This window comes from Delftia sp. NA_296.1 (genome assembly GCF_052692095.1).
The window spans coordinates 478,051-498,335 of the sequence record NZ_JBQZGF010000003.1 but is presented as its reverse complement, the minus strand read 5'-3'; the positions used below and the strand labels follow the sequence as shown (position 1 = coordinate 498,335).

General features: G+C 68.5%; 16 protein-coding genes. 12 read left to right on the top strand and 4 right to left on the bottom strand.

Features of this window, described 5'->3' with window-relative positions:
• Positions 1–15 precede the first annotated feature (15 nt).
• A complete protein-coding gene (locus ACUTR7_RS10150) occupies positions 16–1,707 on the bottom strand; it encodes an ATP-dependent DNA ligase (protein ID WP_445608748.1) in 1,692 nt (563 codons plus the stop codon).
• Positions 1,704–2,744, bottom strand: coding sequence for a ligase-associated DNA damage response exonuclease (locus tag ACUTR7_RS10145; RefSeq protein ID WP_445608747.1), 1,041 nt, complete (start codon positions 2,742–2,744; stop codon positions 1,704–1,706). The genes ACUTR7_RS10150 and ACUTR7_RS10145 overlap by 4 nt, the downstream gene beginning before the upstream one ends.
• Before the next feature lie 211 nt (positions 2,745–2,955).
• Here ACUTR7_RS10145 and ACUTR7_RS10140 point away from each other — a divergent pair, with 211 nt between their 5' ends.
• Positions 2,956–3,213: a DUF2789 domain-containing protein gene (locus ACUTR7_RS10140; protein ID WP_012204886.1), complete on the top strand. Its 258-nt coding sequence runs from the start codon at positions 2,956–2,958 to the stop codon at positions 3,211–3,213.
• Positions 3,214–3,222: 9 nt separating this feature from the next.
• On the opposite strand, the gene ACUTR7_RS10135 is transcribed toward ACUTR7_RS10140, so the two are convergent.
• The gene (locus tag ACUTR7_RS10135; RefSeq protein ID WP_445608746.1) at positions 3,223–4,185 is read right to left on the bottom strand and encodes a TauD/TfdA dioxygenase family protein; all 963 of its coding nucleotides are present in this window, start codon (positions 4,183–4,185) and stop codon (positions 3,223–3,225) included.
• Positions 4,186–4,369: 184 nt separating this feature from the next.
• Here ACUTR7_RS10135 and ACUTR7_RS10130 point away from each other — a divergent pair, with 184 nt between their 5' ends.
• From ACUTR7_RS10130 to ACUTR7_RS10110, 5 genes are all read left to right on the top strand, one after another.
• Positions 4,370–5,602: a SpoIIE family protein phosphatase gene (locus tag ACUTR7_RS10130; RefSeq protein WP_445608745.1), complete on the top strand. Its 1,233-nt coding sequence runs from the start codon at positions 4,370–4,372 to the stop codon at positions 5,600–5,602.
• Positions 5,603–5,611: 9 nt separating this feature from the next.
• Positions 5,612–6,184 (top strand): SiaB family protein kinase, encoded by a 573-nt coding sequence (locus ACUTR7_RS10125; protein WP_445608744.1) that lies wholly within the window; start codon positions 5,612–5,614, stop codon positions 6,182–6,184.
• 68 nt (positions 6,185–6,252) lie between these two features.
• The gene (locus ACUTR7_RS10120; protein WP_012204882.1) at positions 6,253–6,654 is read left to right on the top strand and encodes a DUF1987 domain-containing protein; all 402 of its coding nucleotides are present in this window, start codon (positions 6,253–6,255) and stop codon (positions 6,652–6,654) included.
• Positions 6,654–7,394, top strand: a complete 741-nt coding sequence (locus tag ACUTR7_RS10115; protein WP_012204881.1) for a GGDEF domain-containing protein — start codon at positions 6,654–6,656, stop codon at positions 7,392–7,394. The genes ACUTR7_RS10120 and ACUTR7_RS10115 overlap by 1 nt, the downstream gene beginning before the upstream one ends.
• A gap of 28 nt (positions 7,395–7,422) precedes the next feature.
• Positions 7,423–9,660, top strand: a complete 2,238-nt coding sequence (locus tag ACUTR7_RS10110; RefSeq protein ID WP_445608743.1) for a putative bifunctional diguanylate cyclase/phosphodiesterase — start codon at positions 7,423–7,425, stop codon at positions 9,658–9,660.
• A 25-nt stretch (positions 9,661–9,685) separates the two neighbouring features.
• Here ACUTR7_RS10110 and pdxR read toward each other — a convergent pair whose 3' ends face one another.
• A complete protein-coding gene (gene pdxR / locus ACUTR7_RS10105; protein ID WP_445608742.1) occupies positions 9,686–11,173 on the bottom strand; it encodes a MocR-like pyridoxine biosynthesis transcription factor PdxR in 1,488 nt (495 codons plus the stop codon).
• A gap of 232 nt (positions 11,174–11,405) precedes the next feature.
• On the opposite strand from pdxR, the gene ACUTR7_RS10100 reads away from it, so the two are divergent.
• From ACUTR7_RS10100 to ACUTR7_RS10075, 6 genes are all read left to right on the top strand, one after another.
• Positions 11,406–12,278, top strand: a complete 873-nt coding sequence (locus ACUTR7_RS10100) for a carbon-nitrogen hydrolase family protein (RefSeq protein ID WP_445608741.1) — start codon at positions 11,406–11,408, stop codon at positions 12,276–12,278.
• 91 nt (positions 12,279–12,369) lie between these two features.
• Positions 12,370–15,273, top strand: a complete 2,904-nt coding sequence (locus tag ACUTR7_RS10095; protein ID WP_013802976.1) for an aminotransferase class I/II-fold pyridoxal phosphate-dependent enzyme — start codon at positions 12,370–12,372, stop codon at positions 15,271–15,273.
• Complete coding sequence (locus ACUTR7_RS10090) at positions 15,270–16,727, top strand: biotin carboxylase (RefSeq protein WP_013802977.1); 1,458 nt, start codon at positions 15,270–15,272, stop codon at positions 16,725–16,727. Before ACUTR7_RS10095 ends, ACUTR7_RS10090 begins: the two co-directional genes overlap by 4 nt.
• 9 nt (positions 16,728–16,736) lie before the next feature.
• The gene (locus tag ACUTR7_RS10085; RefSeq protein WP_063326496.1) at positions 16,737–17,738 is read left to right on the top strand and encodes a C45 family autoproteolytic acyltransferase/hydolase; all 1,002 of its coding nucleotides are present in this window, start codon (positions 16,737–16,739) and stop codon (positions 17,736–17,738) included.
• Between the two features lie 114 nt (positions 17,739–17,852).
• Positions 17,853–19,169, top strand: coding sequence for a dicarboxylate/amino acid:cation symporter (locus ACUTR7_RS10080; protein ID WP_445608740.1), 1,317 nt, complete (start codon positions 17,853–17,855; stop codon positions 19,167–19,169).
• Positions 19,170–19,191: 22 nt separating this feature from the next.
• Positions 19,192–20,223, top strand: a complete 1,032-nt coding sequence (locus ACUTR7_RS10075) for an amino acid ABC transporter substrate-binding protein (RefSeq protein WP_445608739.1) — start codon at positions 19,192–19,194, stop codon at positions 20,221–20,223.
• Positions 20,224–20,285: the final 62 nt, after the last annotated feature.

The window sequence follows — 20,285 nt, the reverse complement described above, 5'->3', positions numbered from 1 at the left end:
TCGGTCAAGGGTTGATCAAGGGTCGGAGTGCGGCAGCAGGGCGGCCAGCGTGTCGATGGAGTCGGCCTCCTGCACAGGCTTGTCCTCGCGCCAGCGCAGCATGCGCGGAAAGCGCACGGCAATGCCGCTCTTGTGGCGTGCGCTGCGCGCAATGCCCTCGAAGCCCAGCTCGAACACCAGGGTGGGCCGCACGCTGCGCACGGGGCCGAAGCTCTCCACCGTGGTCTTGCGGATGACGGCGTCCACGCGCGCCATTTCTGCATCGGTCAGGCCCGAATAGGCCTTGGCGAAGGGCACGAGGGCACGGCCCTCGGTGCCGGGCGGCGCGTTCCAGACGGCAAAGGTGTAGTCGCTGTAGAGGCTGGCGCGACGGCCATGGCCGCGCTGTGCGTAGATGAGCACGGCGTCCACGCTCAGCGGATCGATCTTCCACTTCCACCACACGCCGCTGTCCTTGGTGCGGCCCACGCCGTAGGCGGCATCGCGGGCCTTGAGCATCATGCCCTCCACACCCAGGGAACGGGCCTGCTCGCGAAGTTCGGCCAGGGCCTGCCAGCTGTCGCCTGCCAGCACGGGGCTGGGCAGCAGCGCCGGGTGCGCCACGGTGGCCACCAGCTGCTCCAGCCTTGCGCGCCGTTCATGCTGGGGCAGCGCGCGCAGGTCCTGGCCGCCCTCCTCCAGCAGGTCATAGGCCAGCAGCACCACGGGCAGCTCGCGCAGCAGCTTGGGGCCCAGGGTCTTGCGGCCTATGCGCTTTTGCAGGTCGGCAAAGGGGCGCACATGGGCGGGCGCCTCGCCCTGCTGCGCGGCCCAGACGACGATCTCGCCGTCGATCACGGTGCCCGCAGGCAAGGCATCGCCCATGGCCTGCAGCTCGGGGAAGCGCTCGCTCACCAGTTCCTCGCCGCGCGACCAGATCCAGGTGCCCAGCGCGTCACCGCTGCCGCGCCGCACGATCTGGGCGCGTATGCCGTCCCATTTCCACTCCACCACCCATTGGGACGGCGGGCCGAGCACGGCGTCGAACTGCTCCAGCGGCAACTGCAGCGGATGGGCCAGGAAGAAGGGATAGGGGTGGCCACGGGCTTCGCCCGAATGCGCGTCATCGCCCTCTTCCTCACCTGCCACCAGCCGCAGGTAGTCGGCTGCCCCGGGCCGCGCGCCGATGTGGGTGTAGCCCATGAGCCGCTGGGCGATGCGCTTGGCATCCACCCCGCTGACGGCCGCCAGCGCCTGCGTGACCTGCAGCCGCGACACGCCGACCCGGAAGGCGCCGGTGATCAGCTTGAAGTAGACCAGCCGCTCATCGGCCGCCAGCCGTGCCCATTGCATGCGCAGCGTGTCCGCCAGCGCCTCGGGCGCCATGCCGCGCAGCGGCAGCAAGTGGTCCGTGACCCAGGCGGCCAGGCCCAGGTCGTGCGCGTCACCGGGTGGCGGCAGCAGCAGCGCAATGGTTTCGGCCAGGTCGCCCACGGCCTCGTAGCTTTCGTCGAACAGCCATTCGGGCAGGCCGGCAGCCTCGCGCGCCAGCTCCTTCAAGACCTTGGTGGGCACCAGCTGGCGCGGCTTGCCGCCGGCCAGGAAGTAGACGGCCCAGGCCGCATCGGCAGGCGCGGCGGCGCGCAGATAGGCCTGCAGCGCGGCCTGCTTGTCGCGGCTGGCGGTGCTGGCGTCCAGCGCGCGGTAGAGGGCGGCGAAATCCTTCATGGCGCGGGCGCCTCATCCGGTGCAGCCTGGGCGGCGGCAGCCTCGTCCTCATCGCCGTATTCGGTCTGGAAGGCTTGCGCATCCAGGCCCTGCTCGCGCAGCCAGCGCACCAGCACCGCCACGCTGCCATGCGTGACGAAGACACGCTCGGCGCCCGTGGCGCCTATGGCGTATTGCAGGCCGGGCCAGTCGGCATGGTCGGACATGACAAAGCCCCGGTCCACGCCACGGCGACGGCGCGTGCCGCGCAGCTGCATCCAGCCGCTGGCAAAGGCATCGGCATGGCCGGGAAACCGGCGCATCCACGGCGTGCCCTGCGCCGACGGCGGCGCCAGCACCAGGGCGGTCTTGAGCAGTTGTGCATCCACGCCGGGGTCGGTCACGCGCAGCGTGGGCGGCAGGTCCAAGCCCGCTGCGCGGTACACGGCATTGAGCGGCTCCACCGCGCCGTGCACGACGATGGGGCCGATGCGGCGGTCTACCCCATGCAGGATGCGCTGGGCCTTGCCGAATGCATAGCACAGCAGCACCGAGGGCCGGCCCTGGGCGGCGTTGGCCTGCCACCAGGCGTTGATGTCGGCCATGAGCTCGGGCTGACGGGGCCAGCGGTAGATGGGCAGGCCGAAGGTGGATTCGGTGATGAAGGTGTCGCAGCGCACGGGCTCGAAGGGGGTGCAGGTGCCGTCGGCCTCGGTCTTGTAGTCGCCCGAGGCCACCCAGACCTGGCCGCCATGCTCCAGCCGCACCTGGGCCGATCCGAGCACATGGCCGGCCGGGTGCAGGGAGATGCGCACGCCGTGGTGATCGATGGCTTCGCCATACGGCAGGGTCTGCAGCGTGATGTCCGCCCCCAGCCGTGCGCGCAGCACGCCCTCGCTGTCGTCATGGGCCAGGTAATGGGCGTGGCCGGCGCGCGCGTGGTCGGAGTGGCCATGCGTGATCACGGCCCGGTCCACGGGCCGCCAGGGGTCGATGTAGAAGTCGCCGGCCGCGCAGTACAGGCCTTCGGGGCGGGCCACGATCAGGTCGGCGGCCATGCGGGATCAGGGGCGGGAATGCTCATGGCCCCATGCTAGTGGGGCGGTCGCCGCGCGCACGCTGGCCCGGAGCGCGGCAGGCTGTCAGCCTGCACCTACCCGCTCAACAAACGACCGCAACCGGGCCGCAACCCCGGCACAACCGGTCCGCAGGGCCGGTCAAATCGAGGAAGATAGCGCCCTCTCATCCCACACACATCCACACGCCTTCATGAACAACTCCGTCGTACGCATGTCCAATCTCTTCCTGCAGCTGGGCCTGGATGCCAGTGACCAGGCCATTGCCGATTTCATCCGCGCGCACCAGCTGGCCGCCGATGTGGATGTGGTGGATGCGCCCTACTGGAGCGATGCGCAGCGCCAGTTCCTGGCCGAGCAGCTCAAGGCCGATGCGTCGTGGTCCATCGTCGTGGACCAGCTCAGCGAGTCGCTGCACGAAGACGCGGTCAGGCAGCGCGCTGCCCGATAGCACGGGCAGTCAGGCCGCCAGCGGCTCGGGCACCGTGATGTCCACGCTGTGGCGGCCGTCCACGCTGGTGGCCACGGTGCCGGTCACGGTGACGCGGCGCACCACGCGGTGGGCATCGCCGTAGTCGTTGATGGCGTAGTGCTGCGTGGCGCGGTTGTCCCAGATGGCCACGTCGCCCTGCGCCCACTGCCAGCGCACGGTGTTCTCCAGCCGGATGATGCGTTCGTTGAACAGCTGCAGCAGCGCCGTCGATTCATTGGCGCGCAGGCCCTTGATGCGCTTGGCGAAGTGGCCCAGCAGCAGCGCCTTCTCTCCAGTCTCGGGGTGCACATGCACCAGCGGCTGCTCCGACTCGATGGTCTTGCGCGTGAACACCTTGCGGTAGCTGGCGCGGCCTGCGGTCTCGGTCTGGCTGGCCGCGTTCTGGCGGAAGTTCTCGGCATAGTCGTAGTCGTTGCCATGCACGGCCCACAGTTGCTCGGCCAGTTGCCTGAGCGGCTCGGGCAGGCCCTCATAGGCGGCCACGGTATTGGCCCAGACGGTGTCGCCGCCATGGCCGGGCAGCGTGACGGCGCGCAGCACGCAGACCTTGGGAAAGGCCGCCTTGAAGGTGACGTCGGTATGCCAGGAATCGGCGCGGCCGCCATGCTGGGAATTGAGCTCCAGAAAGGCCGTGCCGTCCGGGGCAGGCACGGTGGGGTGCGATTCGATCTCGCCGAACAGCCGCCCGAAGGCCTGGTGCGATGCATCCGTCAGATGGTGCTGGCCCCGGAAGAACAGCACGCGGTGGCGCAGCAGGGCCGCATGGATCTGCGTGAACTGTTCGGCCGCCAGCTCGCCCGACAGCCTGGCGCCGTGGAGCACGGCGCCTATGCGGCCGGACAGGGGCTGGATCTGCAGCGGCTGTTGCCGGTCCTGCTCCAGGTCTTGGGCCACGGTGCTCAGGTGGCTGGCTTCGGTGACAGCGTTCACGGCCTCTCCTCAGTGCTTGCATGGGTGGAAGCCCCCATGCTAGGAACCGCCCTGCCACGCCACAACGAAGCTTTTGGCGCATGGTTATGCGCAAGACAAGTGCATGCCAACCAGGGCCGTGCGCGTCACAAAACTGCAACAAGGAAAACGTAACATTCCTTAACAATTTTGCGATGTGTCTTCCATGGATGAGTCCCGCGCCTACCTGAGCGATTCCAGGCCACGTTTCCGCCCACCCAGCGCTGCGGACCTGTGTACCCCCGTTCCCTGCATGACCGCCGACGAGACCAACGAGAAGGTGCTCGAGGTCTTCACGCGCCATCGGGACCTGATCAGCCTGCCCGTGGTGGAGGGCAACCGCCCCATCGGCCTGATCAACCGCAGCATCTTCCTGTCCCAGTTCAGCAAGCCGTTTCGCATGGAGCTGTACGGCAAGAAGAGCTGCATCGCCTTCATGGACAAGGAGCCGCTGGTGGTCGATGCCTCCACCGACATCGACACCCTGACCGTGAAGACCGTGGAGTACGGCGAAAAGGCGCTGACCGATGGCTTCATCATCACGCGCGACGGCCTGTTCGCGGGCGTGGGCAACGGTCTGCAGCTGATGCGCGCGGTGGCGGACATGCAGGTGGCGCGCAACCGCCAGATCATGCACAGCATCGAATACGCCAGCGTGATCCAGCAGTCGCTGCTGCGCAGCTCGCGCGAGGCCCTGGCCCGCGCCTGCCCCGGGGCCGACCTGGTCTGGGAGCCGCGCGATGTGGTCGGCGGCGACTTCTACCAGTTCAGCCAGGACGGTGATGGCTGGTTTGCCACCGTGGCCGATTGCACGGGCCACGGCGTGCCCGGCGCCTTCATGACGCTGATCGCCACCAGCAGCCTGAGCCAGGCCATCAAGGAGCACGGCCCGCGCGACCCGGCCGCGCTGCTGGGCCATGTGAACCGCAGCGTCAAGCAGATGCTGGGCCAGCTCGATGGCAAGGACGGCACGCCGGGCTCGGACGACGGGCTGGACGCGGCCTGCTTCTGGTTCGAGCCCGCGCACCGGCGCCTGCGCTTTGCAGGCGCGCGCCTTGCGCTGTTCCTGCTGCGCCCCGGCGCCGAGGCGGTGGAGGTGATCGATGGCCAGCGCAAGGGCGTGGGCTATGTGGACAGCGAGTTCGACTTCGCCTGGAACAACATCGACCTGGAGCTGCCCGCAGGCACCCTGGTCTTCATCACCACCGACGGCCTGATCGACCAGGTCGGCGGCCCGCGCGGCATCACCTTCGGCAAGAAGCGCGTGCGCGAGCTGCTGCTGGAGCAGGCAGGCCGCACGCCCGCCGAGATCAACCGCGCCCTGCTGGCCGCCCTGCAGGCCTGGCAGGGCGAGCACCACCGCCGCGACGACCTGACCTTTTTCTGCTTCAGAACCTGAATGCCTCCCATGCCCTCCGCACAGATCGCCGACAAGTACGGCAGCTTCTTCCACCTGGCGCGCCAGCACCAGGTGATCTTCTACTACGTGGGCTACTTCTCGCAGAACATCGTCGCGGCCATGGCCGAGGCCGTGCGGCTGCAGCTGGAAGTGGCCGGCGTGCCCGGCCTCACGCGGCGCAAGCTGTTCTCGTCCTTTGTCGAGATGGCGCAGAACATCATCCATTACTCGGCCGATGCCCTGACCCCGCCCCACCAGGACGATGGCGAGCTGCGCCACGGCGCGGTCTGCATCCGCCGCGAGGACGACGGCAGCTTCGTGCTGCTGTGCGCCAACCCCATCGAGCCGGGCATGGGCGAGGCACTGCGCGCCAAGCTCGACGCCCTGCGCAGCATGACGCTGGACGAGATCAAGAAGGCCTGCCGCCAGTCGCTGCGCGATGACGCGCCCGAAGGCAGCAAGGGCGCGGGCATGGGTTTCCTGACCCTGGCCCGCGATGCGCGCGAGCCGCTGCAGTTCGACTTCGATCCCGCCCAGACCGTGGACGGCCGGCCCGTCTTCTACCTGAAAGCCACGCTCTGAGCCGTCGCTCCGGCACCAGGCCTGGACAGGCCCGGCCCGCAGGCACGGACAACGCACCGAGATCACGCATGGACAACCTCTACATCGCACCGACTCCCAGTTCCCCGGAAGTGGACTTCCAGTTCGACACGCACACGCTGCACCTGCGTGGCGAGTCCTATCCCGAGAACGCCGCCGCCTTCTACGGCGGCATCCTGGCCCGCCTCAAGGACTACCTGGCCCAGCCGCAGCCGGCGCAGCAGCAGGCGCGCATCGAGGTGCACATCGCGCTGGCCTACTTCAACAGCTCCAGCACCAAGATGCTGTTCAACCTGATCGAGGCACTGAGCGGCGCCGCCGAGGCAGGCCGCCCCGTGGCCCTGCACTGGTACCACGACGAGGAAGACGACACCATCTGCGAATTTGGCGAGGAGCTGCGCGACGACTTTCCCGCCATCGCCTTCACCGGCCACCCCGTGAAGGCGGCGTGATGGACACCGTGGCCGCTCCCGCGGACCTCTTCGATGCCGAGCACCAGGCCCTTTTGGCGGCCCGCGCCGCCCACGACCGGGGCGAAGAGGCCGGCGCCCAGGCCTGCCACCAGGCCCTGGGCGTGCTGCTGACCGCCTATGAGCGCCTGCTGCGCGAAACACGCCGGCTGGTGCGCCGCAGCGACCGGGCCGAGCTGGAGATGACCCAGCTCAACCAGCGCCTGCAGGAGCTGGCCGGCGAGCTGGAATACCGCGCCACGCACGACCCGCTGACCGGCGTGCTCAACCGCGCGGCCATCATCGAGCGCGTGAACCGCCACTTCACCCAGCAGGGGCTGGCCCTGATCGTGCTGGACATAGACCACTTCAAGCGCGTGAACGACAGCTTCGGCCACCCCGTGGGCGACAGCGTGATCCTGGGCGTGGTGCGCTGCCTCAAGGCCGCCGTGCCGGCCACGGCCCACATCGGCCGCGTGGGCGGCGAGGAATTCACCGTGCTGCTGCCCCAGCACGACAGCGACGGCGCCGTGTGCGTGGCCGAGCAGGTGCGCGCCGCCATCGAGGCCCATCCCTTCGGCCTGCCCGACGCCAGCTGCATCACGGCCAGCTTCGGCGTGAGCTGGCGCCCGAGCGGCGGCCGCTTCGACGACGCCTACAGCCTGGCCGACGAGGCGCTGTACGCCGCCAAGCGCAGCGGGCGCAACCAGGTCGTGCGCGCGGCAGACCATGCCACGGCCTGAGCGGCGCGGACACGGACAGGGCTGAGGCATGAGTTTCGTGATGCGCGCACGGGCGCCCAGGGCGCCCGCCCCTGCTTCCGCCCTCCTGCAGCCGCCCCCGCCATCGCCCGTGCCCGGGCCTGAATGGCGGGTGCTGATCGTGGACAGCGACCCCGACGTACACGCCGCCTTCCGCCTGGCGCTGGAAGGCCACACCCTGTTCGGCCGGCCGCTGGTGTTCCTCTACGCCCGCTCCGGCACACAGGCGCGCAATCTGCTGCGCAGCGAGCAGGACCTGGCCGTGGTGGTGCTCGACGCCGTGACCGATGGCACGGGCGCCGGGCTGGACCTGGTGGACTTCATCCGCTACACGGCCGGCCTGCGCAACAGCCGCATCGTGCTGCGCACCGGCCGTCCGGGCCAGGCGCCCGATCTGGAAACCCTGCTGCGCTACGACATCAACGACTGCCGCACCAAGACCGAACTCACGCCCGACCGGCTGCTGGCCATCGTGGTGACCGCCGTGCGCTCCTACGAGCAGCTGTGCGCCATCGAGGCCAACCGCCGCAGCCTGGAGCTGATGGTGCGCTCCAGCGCCTCGCTGCTGGAGGAAACCAATCTGCACGCCTTCGCGAGGGGCGTGATCACCCAGCTGGCCACCTTGCTGGGCGTGGCCAGCGAAGGCCTGGTCTGCTCGGAGGGCACGCACCCGGCCGAGCCCTACCGCGTGCTCGCGGCCACGGGACCGTTCGCACGGCTCATCGACCAGCCCATCGCCACCGTGCTGGCCTCACGCGGGCTGCGCCTGCTGCGCCAGGCGCTGCAGGCGCGGCGCAACATCTACGGCGTGCAGCGCGGCGTGGCGCTGTACATCGGCCGGGGCGACGAGCAGGACATGGCCGTCTTCATCGACGCGCCGGCCTCGCACAGCGCACTGGACCGCCAGCTGCTCGAAGTCTTCTGCGCCAACCTGCGCACGCTGCTGCACAACCGCGGCCTGCTGGAGCGCCTGCACCAGTCCGCCTACTTCGACCCCCTGGTCTGCCTGCCCAACCGCGCCCACTTCGTGGAAAAAGTGGACGAATGCGTGTGGCGCGGCACGCGTGACCATGTGCTGGCCCTGGTGGACATCGACGACTTCAGCGCCACCAACGACGTGATGGGCCACCGCTTCGGCGACCGCCTGCTCGAAGCCATGGCCCGCCGCCTGGCCAGCGCCCTGCCCGCAGGCGTGCTGCTGGCGCGCGTGGGATCGGACACCTTCGGCATCCTGGGCCCCACCGACGAGGTGGCCCTGGCCCAGTTGCTGGACTGCGCCCGCCAGCCGCTGGCCGTGGACGGCGTGCCGCACAAGGTCTCGCTGACCTGCGGCTACGTGTACCTGCCCCATGAGCGCCAGGCCGGCACCGACCTGGTCAAGGACGCCACCATCGCCCTCAAGCGCGCCAAGCGCGATCACCGCGGCCAGCTGCTGGAGTACTCCGAGCAGATGGGCATGGAGGCGCGCGACCGCGCCCTGCTGCTGTCCGACCTGCGCGCCGCCATCGACGGCGCCCAGCTTTTCCTGGTCTACCAGCCCCAGGTGGACCTGGAAACCCATGCCTTGGTCGGCCTGGAGGCCCTGCTGCGCTGGCGCCGGCAGGACGGCAGCTTCGTGCCGCCCGACCGCTTCATCCCGGTGGCCGAGCATTCGGGCCTTATCGTGCCGCTGGGCCAATGGGTGCTGGCCACGGCCTGCCGCACCATGCGCGAACTGCTGGACGCCGGCCGCGCCCCCAGGCGCATGGCCGTCAATGTCTCCACCGTGCAGCTGCAGGACCCGGGCTTTCTGCAGACCGTGAGCAACGCCCTGGCAGAGCACGGCCTGCAAGGCGCGCAGCTGGAGCTGGAGATCACCGAGTCGGTGGCCGTGCTGCCCACCCAGCTGCTGCAGGCCACGCTCAGCGCCCTGCGCTCCCTGGGCGTGACCATTGCCATCGACGACTTCGGCACCGGCTACTCCTCGCTGAGCTACCTGGAGCGCCTGCCGCTGGACCGCATCAAGATCGACCGCAGCTTCGTGCGCCAGCTTGGCGAATCACAGGAGGCGCGCATCGCCGAAATGATCGCCCAGCTGGGCCGCAAGCTCGGCCTGCAGGTCCTGGCCGAAGGCATAGAGGACGCCAGCGCCTGGCAGGCCCTGCGCGCCATGGGCTGCCAGGAGGGACAGGGCTATCACATTGCCCGGCCGATGGACAATGGCCAGTTGCTGGACTGGCTTGCGCGGCGTGCGGGCCTGAAGGAGTGAAACAGCGAAGGCTCCTGGTGCCCGTTCAGGGCAGATGGGGCGCTATCACCTCGGCCAGCAGGCCGAAGCTGTGGCGGATCTCCTGCTCCGTCACGGCACCGTAGCCCAGCACCAGGCCCCGGGCCGGATCGGGCCTGAGCGAGTACAGGGACAGCGGCCGCGTGAGCACGCCAAGCTTGCGTGCCTGCCGCGCAATGGCGTCATCGTCCGCGCCGGAGGGCAGGCCCAGCACCAGGTGCAGCCCCGCGTCTCCGCCCTGCACGGTCACCGCCGTGCCCAGGCGCTGGCCTATCTCGTCGATGAGCACGCGCCGGCGCTCGCCGTAGACCTGGCGCATGCGGCGGATGTGGTTGACGTAGTGGCCCTGCCGCATGAACTGCGCCAGCACGATCTGCTGCATGATCTGCCCCTCCCGGAACAGCTCGCTCAGCGCGCGGGCAAAGCTGTCGGCCAGGTCGCTGGGCAGCACGAGGTAGGCCAGCCGCAGCGAGGGGAACATGGTCTTGGAGAAGGTGCCCAGGTAGATCACGCGGCCGTGCTCGTCCAGGCCCTGCAGCGCCGGCAGCGGGCGCGAGGTGAAGCGGAACTCGCTGTCGTAGTCGTCCTCGACGATCCAGACCCGCTGGGCCACCGCGTAGTCCAGCAGCTGGCGCCTTCGGCCATGGCCCATGAGCACGCCGCTGGGGTACTGGTGCGAGGGCGAGATGAACATCAGCCGCGGCGGTGTCTTCAGTTGCTGCGGCGTGGGCGCCAGGCCCTCGCCGTCCAGCGCGATGGGCTGCAGTTGCAGGCCGGCCATGCGGAACACGCTGCGTGCGCCCCAGTAGCCGGGGTCCTCCAGCCAGACGGTGTCGCCGGGATCGGCCAGCAGCTGGGAAATCAGGTGCAGCGCCTGCTGGGCGCCGCTGGTCACCAGGATCTGGTCCGCGCTGCAGGCCACGCCGCGCGTGCCCTGCAAGTGCTCGGCAATGGCTTCGCGCAGCGCGGGATGGCCCGCACCCGTGGCATAGCTCAGTTGCAGCGGGTTGTGATCGCGCCAGGCCTGGGCGTGCAGGCGGCTCCATAGCGCGGCCGGAAACTGGCGCAGCTCGGGCACGCCCGGCGCGAACGCGCCCCACTGCAGATGGCTGGCCCGCGCCCCGCCCACGATGGCGCTGCCGCGCCGCGACAGCGGCGTGCCCCGGCGGCGCGGCAACGGCGGCTGGCTCACGAAGGCCGGCGCCACCTCGGCCACATAGGTGCCCCGCCCCACGCCGGCCTGCACCAGGCCCTCCAGCGCCAGTTGCTCATAGACCTGGACGATGGTGTTGCGCGCAATGCCCAGCGTCTGCGCCAGCTCGCGGCTGGTGGGCAGCCGCGAGCCCGCCGGCAGGGCCTTGCGCAGGATGCCTTCCTTGACGATGCGGTAGAGCTGGCGGTGGTTGTACTCGGCATCGCTACGTTGGAAATGCCGATTGACAAAGTCCGGCAGCGTGGCACTTCCAACGCGGGAAATTGGTTCTCTTTTGTTCACGGTATTTGGTTCTTTTGTTGGGATCAATGTGAACATAGACTCGCCCCCATGTATAGCTATCGAAGGCGTGAAAGCCGAATACTTTTTCAATGATCCGCCTCCAGACACTTCAAAGATCTGTGCCTACCGCCCGGTTCTCTCCGCCCCTCAGTCAGCCTATGTCCTTGAAGTTGAAAGCTTTTCGTTGCGGCACCCTGCCGGCCCGGCAAGCCGCCTGCCAGGAGGTGCAGCCATGAGCACGGCCACCACCTTCGGCATCGCCGGCGTCCAGATGGAGGTTTGCGCCTTCGACAGCAACCTGGAGCGCATGGCCGGTTACCTGCGCCACATCCGCTCGCGTTTTCCCTGGGTCCGCATGGTGCTGTTCTCCGAGCTGGCGGCGCTGGGCCCCAAGCACGACAGGGCCGAGCCGCTGCCCGGCCCCACCGAGGACCGGCTGTGCGGGCTGGCCCGGGAAACCGGCCTGTGGCTGATTCCCGGCTCGCTGTTCGAGAGCGTGGCCGGCCCCGATGGCACGGTGGTCTACAACACCACGCCCGTCATCAACCCGCAGGGCGAGGTCGTCACGCGTTTTCGCAAGCTCTTCCCCTTCAGGCCCTATGAGCGCGATGTGGCCGGCGGCACCGGCTTTTGCGTGTTCGACGTGCCTGGCGCGGGCCGTTTCGGCGTGTCCATCTGCTACGACATGTGGTTTCCGGAAACCACGCGCACGCTGGTGGCCATGGGCGCCGAGGTGATCCTGCACCCCACCATGACGGACACCATCGACCGCGATGTGGAGCTGTGCATCGCGCGCGCCTCGGCCGTCACCAACCAGGTCTATTTCTTCGATGTGAACGGCGTGGGCGACGGCGGCGTGGGCCGCTCCATCATCGTGGACCCCTCGGGCTACGTGCTCCACCAGGCCGACAGCGGCGCCCAGATCATGCCCATCGAGGTCGACTTCGCCCGGCTGCGGCACGAGCGCGAACACGGCCTGCGCAGCAACCTGGGCCAGCCGCTCAAGAGCTTCCGCGACCGCGACTGCGATTTCACCATCTACCGCAAGGACGGCACCGACTTCCCCTACCTGCACAGCCTGGGAGCACTGGACAAGCCCCAATGACCTGACACGCCCCTTTTCCCAGCGATCGACATCAAGAGCACCACAAAGCCGCAAGCCACCGGGCGATGCGGCAAAAAACCAGGAGACAACGATGACATCCCGCCCCCCGACCGAAACGCGCGCCCGTGCCTCCCTCAGCCGCCACCGCAGCGTCTGGGAAATGCGTGCCGATGGCTGGATCAGCCTGGTGGACGATCTCAGCCGGCTGGCCATCCTGGCGCCCGAGCACCCCGAGCGTGCCAGCCGCCTGGCCCATGTGCAGACCATCATCGACGCGCTGGCTCCGGTCGAAAGCTACTGGGCCTTTCCCGGGGGCCGGGTCTTCGGTGAGCTGTGCCAGTGGATAGAGCGCGAGGAGCTGGCGCGCGCCCACCAGGCGGCGCGGCGCATCCATCGCGTGCTGGCCGCGCGCACCTACCGCCATGACGCCAACACGCTGGACAACGACAACGAACTGCCCTCGCAGATAGAGACCGACAGCGAGCGCCAGGCACAGCTGACGCGGCCTTACTTCGAGGTGCTGATCGTCGACGAGATGTCGGCCAGCGAGGAAGACGCGCTGCGCCGCCGCGTGCAGCGCAAGCGCAGCGCCGACGACGATTTCGTGTTCGACATCGTGGTGGTGCCCAGCTTCGAGGACGCGCTGATCGCCACCCTGGTCAACTTCAACCTGCAGGCCGTGGTGATACGCCATGGCTTTCCATTCCGCTCGGTCAACAGGAACGGCATGCTGCGCCGCTTCCTGGAAGGCATGGACGACAACAGCGAGGCCATGCCCGAGTTCGAGCGCGGCCCGCTGCTGGGCCGCCAGATCGCGCAGCTGCGCCCCGAGCTGGACCTGTACCTGGTCACCGATGTCAGCGTCGAGGAGATCGCCGCGCGCGTGGGCGAGGTCTTCAAGCGCATCTTCTTCGGCGAGGAAGACCACATCGAGCTGTACAGCGCCATCATGAAAGGCGTGGGCGAGCGCCACAGGACGCCCTTCTTCCACGCGCTGCGCGACTACGCCAAGCAGCCCACGGGCGTGTTCCATGCGCTGCCGCTGGCGCGCGGCAAGTCCATCATGAACAGCAACTGGATCGGCGACCTGGCCCAGTTCTACGGCATGAACCTGTTCATGGCCGAGACCTCGGCCACCTCGGGCGGGCTGGACTCGCTGCTGGACCCCGTGGGCCCGCTCAAGCTGGCCCAGGAGTACGCGGCCCGCGCCTTCGGCGCCAGGCGCACCTACTTCGCCACCAACGGCACCTCCACCTGCAACAAGATCGTGGTGCAGGCCCTGGTGCGGCCCGACGACATCGTGCTGGTGGACCGCAACTGCCACAAGTCCCACCACTATGGCCTGGTGCTGGCCGGCGCCCAGGTGGCCTACCTGGACTCCTATCCGCTGGACCAGTACTCCATGTACGGCGCCGTGCCGCTGCGCCACATCAAGGAGACCCTGCTGGGTTTTCGGCGCGCGGGCACGCTGGAGCGCGTGCGCATGGTGCTGCTGACCAACTGCACCTTCGACGGCATCGTCTACGACGTGGAGCGCGTGATGACGGAATGCCTGGCCATCAAGCCCGACCTGGTCTTCCTCTGGGACGAGGCCTGGTTCGCCTTCGCGCGCTGCCATCCCATCTACCGCCCGCGCACGGCCATGGCCAGCGCCGCCAAGCTGTGCGAGACCTTCAAGGACCCGGCCTACGCCAGGCGCCACGCCGAGTTCGCCGCCAGCATCGACTGGGAGGACGACCAGCAGTTGCTGGAGACCCGCCTGATCCCCGACCCCGCCAAGGCCCGCATCCGGGTCTACGCCACGCATTCCACGCACAAGACGCTGACGGCGCTGCGCCAGGGCTCGATGATCCATATCTGGGACCAGGACTTCAAGGACAAGGCCGAGGAGTCCTTCCACGAGGCGTACATGACGCACACCTCGACCTCGCCCAACTACCAGATCCTCGCCTCGCTGGACGTGGGCCGCCGCCAGGTGGAACTGGAGGGCTACGAGCTGATCCAGCGCCAGCTGGAGCTGGCCATGAGCCTGCGCGAGCAGGTGCTGCACCACCCCCTGCTCAGGCGCTACTTCCGCTTCCTGCGCATCGGCGACCTGGTGCCGCTGGCCTACCGCGAGTCGGGCGTGGACAACTACTACAACGACGAGACGGGCTGGGACAACCTGGAGGTGGCATGGCGCAGCGACGAGTTCGTGCTCGACCCCAGCCGAGCCACCCTGGTCATCGGCACCACGGGCATGGACGGCGACACCTTCAAGAACAAGGAGTTGATGGACAGGTACGGCATCCAGATCAACAAGACCTCGCGCAACACCGTGCTGTTCATGACCAACATCGGCAGCACGCGCTCGGCCATCGCCTACCTGATCGAGGTGCTGATCAAGATTGCCCGCGACGTGGACGCCCGCGTGGCCGACCTGAGCGCCATCGAGCGGCGCATCCATGAAAGGCGCGTGCGCTCGCTCACGCTGGAGCAGCCGCCGCTGCCCAATTTCTCCAGCTTCCACTTCGCCTTCCGGGGCCGCAGCGTCGAAGGCCGCGCAGGCACGCGCGACGGCGACATCCGCAGCGCCTTCTTCCTCTCGTACGACGACACCAACTGCGAATACATCGACATGGCAGAGGCCGCGCGCGCCATTGCCGAGGGGCGCGAGCTGGTGTCCGCGCTCTTCGTCATCCCCTACCCGCCGGGCTTTCCCATCCTCGTGCCCGGGCAGGTGATCAGCGCCGAGATCCTGCAGTTCATGGCCGCGCTCGATGTGCGCGAGATCCACGGCTTCCGGCCCGAGCTGGGCTTTCGCATCTTCAGCCGGGCCGCGCTGGACCGCGCCGCCCAGGCCACGGCCGCGCGCGCCGCGCTGGCGCTGTCGGGCCGCGCGGCGCAGCCGCAGGCGGGCGACGAAGGCCTGGGCCTGGTCCGACCCGAGCCCGAACCTGAACTGATCACGCTTTCCCCCACCCCGAAGAAGACCACGACGAGGAGCAAGAAGTGAACAACAAAGTCAAAAGCGTTGCCGACCTGCTGCTGATGTTCCACCGCAACGAGCGGCCCATCTACTTCATCAGCGCCACCAACTTCAACCTGCTGGGCATGGACCGCTGGGTCAACCGCTTCCGCTACATCAACTACATCGACTGCTTCGACGGCCGCCACCCCAACGCCTTCGTGCCGCAGGAGCTGCCGCACGAGCCCTTCGAGTCCATCGAGGACATCAACAACTACCTGCTGCAGCACAAGGACGTGGTGGACCTGATCGAGCGGCGCGGCGGCAAGCCGGTCGCCACCTTCCTGATGTTCGACGAGAAGACCGAGGCCCTGGCCCGGGAGCTGGGCATGGAGGTCTGGTTTCCGCCAGCCGCGCTGCGCCAGCGCTGCGACAACAAGATGGAGACCGTGCGCATAGGCAACAAGGCCGGCGTGTACTCGGTGCCCAACGCCCTGGAGAAGGTGGACAGCTACGAGCACCTGATGCAGATCGCCGAGCGCCACGGCCTGGGCAAGGACCTGGTGGTGCAGTCGGCCTTCGGCGACTCGGGCCACACCACCTTCTTCATCGCCTCGCGCGAGGACTTCGACAAGCACAAGGACGAGATCGTCAACGACCCCGAGGTCAAGATCATGAAGCGCATCAACTGCCGCGGCGCCACGCTGGAGGCCTGCGCCACCCAGTCGGGCACCCTGGTCGGGCCGCTGCTGACCGAGGTGGTGGGCGCGCGCGAACTCACGCCCTACAAGGGCGGCTGGTGCGGCAACGAGGTGTTCCCGGGCGCCTTCTCCGAGGAGGTGCGCGCCAGGGCGCGCGACATGGCCGAGCGCTTCGGCAACCAGCTGCTGGCCGAGGGCTACCGCGGCTACTTCGACCTGGACTTCCTGATCGACACCGACACCGGCGAGGTCTACCTGGGCGAGCTGAACCCGCGCATCTGCGGCGCCAGCCCCATGACCAACCATGCCGCCTTCGCCTACGCCGATGCGCCGCTGTTCCTGTTCCACCTGCTCGAATTCTCGGGCGTGCCGTTCGACCTGAACGTCAAGGAGATCAACGAGCGCTGGGCCCAGCCGCATTTCATCGACTCCTGGTCTCAGGTGGTGCTCAAGTTCAACGAGGACCGCATCGACCAGGTCACGCATGCTCCGGCCACCGGCATCTACCGCATGGGCGAGGACGGCAGCGTCGCCTACCAGCGCTTCGACTACAACCGCAAGGCCATAGACACCGAGCGCGAGGCCTTCTTCCTGCGCATCACCGGCCCCGGCGACTACCGCTACGAGGGCGCCGACCTGGGCATCCTGATCACGCGCGGCCGCTCGATGGACGACAACTTCAAGCTCAACATCCGGGCGCGCGACTGGATACGCGGCATCAAGAACTACTACGCGGGCAAGCCCATCCTGGCCACCCAGCCCGGCGCAGCGCCGGCGCCGGGCTCGTTCAAGATCCTCTGAAGGCCTCCCATGCCCCTGCCTACCCGCATCCGCTTCCAGGCCATCGCCGAAGACCTGCCCGGCCGGAAATGGCAGGCCCTGTGCGAGCAGGCCTGGCCCTACTACCGCGCCTGGTTCCTGCGCCAGGGCGCCGTGGCGCGCGCCGGCTTCCTGGAGTGCCGCCGCGCCCTGCGCCAGCACATGCCGGAACTGGTGCCCACCTGGGAGCGGCTGGTGGAACTGGCCGGCGGCGGCGACATCGAGGCGCGCTTCCTGTCGTTGTGGTGCCCGCCGCCCTACATCACCGGCTGCTCCCAGGCCGTCTGGCTCGATGCGGCCGGCCAGCAGGAACCCATGCTGCTGCGCAACTACGACTTCGCGCCCGCGCTGCTGGAGGGCCACTGGCTGGCCACGCGCTGGAGCGGGCAGCGCGTGGCCGCCATGGGCGACTGCCTGTGGGGCGCGCTGGACGGCATGAACGAGTCGGGCCTGGCCGCCTCGCTGTCCTTTGGCGGCCGCACGGCCCATGGCGACGGCTTCGGCATTCCGCTGGTGCTGCGCTATGTGCTGGAGATCGCGCAGGACACCGCATCGGCCGTGGCCATCCTGCAGCGCGTGCCCGTGCACATGTGCTACAGCGTCACGCTGCTGGACGCCCGGGGCGAATGGGCCACGGTGTTCCTGAACCCCGACCGCCCCGTGGAAGTGACCCGGCGCCGGGCCGTGACCAACTTCCAGCACACGGTGGAATGGCCCGAGCATGCACGCGCCACCAGCGCCTGCGAGCGGCTGGCCGCCCTGCAGCAGCAGATCGATGCCGGCATGCCGGCCCGTGACGCCCAGGCCGCGCTGCTGCGCGAGCCCCTGTACCAGCCCGCCTGGCGGCGCGGCTACGGAACGCTGTACACGGCGGCCTACGCCCCTCGGTCGGGCCGGCTCGAACTGTCCTGGCCCGGCCAGGCCTGGCCGCAGACCCTGGCGGCCTTCGAAGAGGGCCACCGGGAGATCGCCTACCTGAGCCAGGGCCCCTGAGCGCCCTGCACTGCATCCCGCGCCTGCATTCAGCGCTTGCATCCGACGCCCGGGGACCACGTGCCACACACGGCAGCCCCGGCCTTCCCCACAGGTTCCGAAGGAGACATGGAAATGACAAGAAGACTTCCGCCCGCCATCTGGATTCTGGTTGCCATGGTGCTGGGCATCGTGATCGGCTACATGGTGTTCATCAACTTCCCCGACAAGAAGGCGGCCGCGCAGATCGCGGGCTACATCTCCATCATGTCGGACGTGTTCCTGCGGCTGATCAAGATGCTGATCGGCCCGCTCGTGTTCTCCACGCTGGTGGTGGGCATCGCGCACATGGGCGACGCGGCCTCGGTGGGCCGGGTGTTCCTCAAGGCCATGGGCTGGTTCGTCACCGCCTCGCTGGTGTCGCTGGTCATGGGCCTGGTCCTGGCCAACCTGCTGCAGCCGGGCCACAACCTGGGGCTGCCGCTGCCGGACATCGGGGCTTCGGCCAACCTCGCCACGGCCAAGTTCACGCTCAAGGACTTCGTCAGCCACCTGGTGCCCAAGTCCTTTGCCGAGGCCATGGCCAACAACGAGATCCTGCAGATCGTGGTGTTCTCCATGTTCTTCGGCGTGGCCCTGGCCGCTCTCGGTGAAAAGGGCAGGACGCTGGTGGCCGCCATCGACGAGCTGTCCCACGTCATGCTCAAGATCACCGGCTATGTGATGAAGCTCGCGCCGCTGGCCGTGCTGGCGGCCATGGCGGCCACCGTGTCGGTCAACGGCCTGGAGATCCTGCTGAAGTTCGCCGTCTTCATGGGGGACTTCTACCTGGGCCTGTTTCTGCTGTGGGGCGTGCTGGTGATCGCCGGTTTCCTGTTCCTGGGCCCGCGCATCTTCAGGCTGCTGGTGCTGATCAAGGAGGCCTTCATGCTGTCGTTCGCCACCGCCAGTTCCGAGGCCGCCTATCCCAAGATCCTGGACGCGCTGGACCGCTTCGGCGTCAAGCGCAAGATCTCCAGCTTCGTGATGCCCATGGGCTACTCGTTCAACCTCGACGGCTCCATGATGTACTGCACCTTCGCCGTGCTGTTCATCGCCCAGGCCTACGACATCCACCTGTCGCTGGGCACGCAGATCACCATGCTGCTGATCCTGATGCTGACCTCCAAGGGCATGGCCGGCGTGCCGCGCGCCTCGCTGGTGGTGATCGCCGCCACGCTCAACCAGTTCAACATCCCCGAGGCCGGCCTGCTGCTCATCCTGGGCGTGGACACCTTCCTGGACATGGGCCGCTCGGCCACCAACGCCGTGGGCAACTCCATCGCCACCGCCGTCGTCGCCAAGTGGGAGGGCGACCTGCTGCCCGAGACCGAAGCCGCCGCCAACGCCGCACGGCTGGATTCGGAGGTCAAGGCCACGCTGGCCCATCCCACCTCCCCGGCCCATTCCTGACAACCCGCACAAGGAACACGCCATGAAACCCGAACCCAGATCACGGCACGGGCAGCCATGGGCGCTGCGGGGGCCGGCGCGGGCGGCAGCGGCAGCGGGCGTGGCGGCCCTTGCGCTGCTGGCCGCCACGGCCGGCGCCCAGGAAGCCGACACGCCAGAGCGCACCGCCGCCAGCCGCGCGCCCGCCACGCTCAGCGGCACGCTGGCCAAGGTGCGCGCCAGCGGCTCCATTGCGCTGGGCTACCGCCAGGCCTCGGTGCCGTTTTCCTACCTGAACGCGCGCAACGAGCCCATCGGCTACTCCATCGAGCTGTGCAAGGCACTGGTGACCAGCATCGAGGATGCGGTCAACAGGAGCCTGGCCATCCGCTGGGTGCCCGTCACGGCCGACAACCGCGTGGATGCCGTGGCCAGCGGCCAAGTGGACCTGGAATGCGGCTCCACCACCAGCAACCTGGAGCGACAAAAGCGCGTGGCCTTCTCGCCCATCATGTTCGTAGCCGGCACCAAGGTCATGGTCCGGCAGGACGCGCAGATCCGCTCCTTGCGCGACCTGGCCAGCAAGAAGGTGGCGGTGACGGCCGGCACCACCAATGAAAAAGCCATGCGCGACCTGGACAGGAAATTTCACCTGGGCATGCAGCTGCAGGTGGTGCCCGACCACTCCCAGGGCTTTGCCCAGGTGGCCGGTGGCCAGTCCGACGCCTTCGCCACCGACGACGTGCTGCTGTACGGCCTGATCGCGGAGAACGCCGGCAAGGCGGATGGCAACGGCGGCACGGGCGCGAGCACGGACGCGAGCCCGGGCGCCAGGTTCCAGGTGGTGGGCGACTACCTCTCCTACGACCCCTACGCCATCATGTTCCGCAAGGACGACCCCCAGCTGGCCCAGGTGGTGAGAACCAGCTTCCAGGCGCTGGCCGAGGACGGCGAGATCGAGCGCCAGTACAGGCGCTGGTTCCTGCGCCGCCTGCCCTCGGGCACCAGCCTGGACCTGCCGATGAGCGCCCAGTTGCAGACCCTCATCGAGACCATGGCCGCCCAACCCCGTTGAGGCGGTTGCTTCCTGCACCTGCACCCATTGCGCGCCGGATGGCGCCTCGCCCGGCCTTGCTC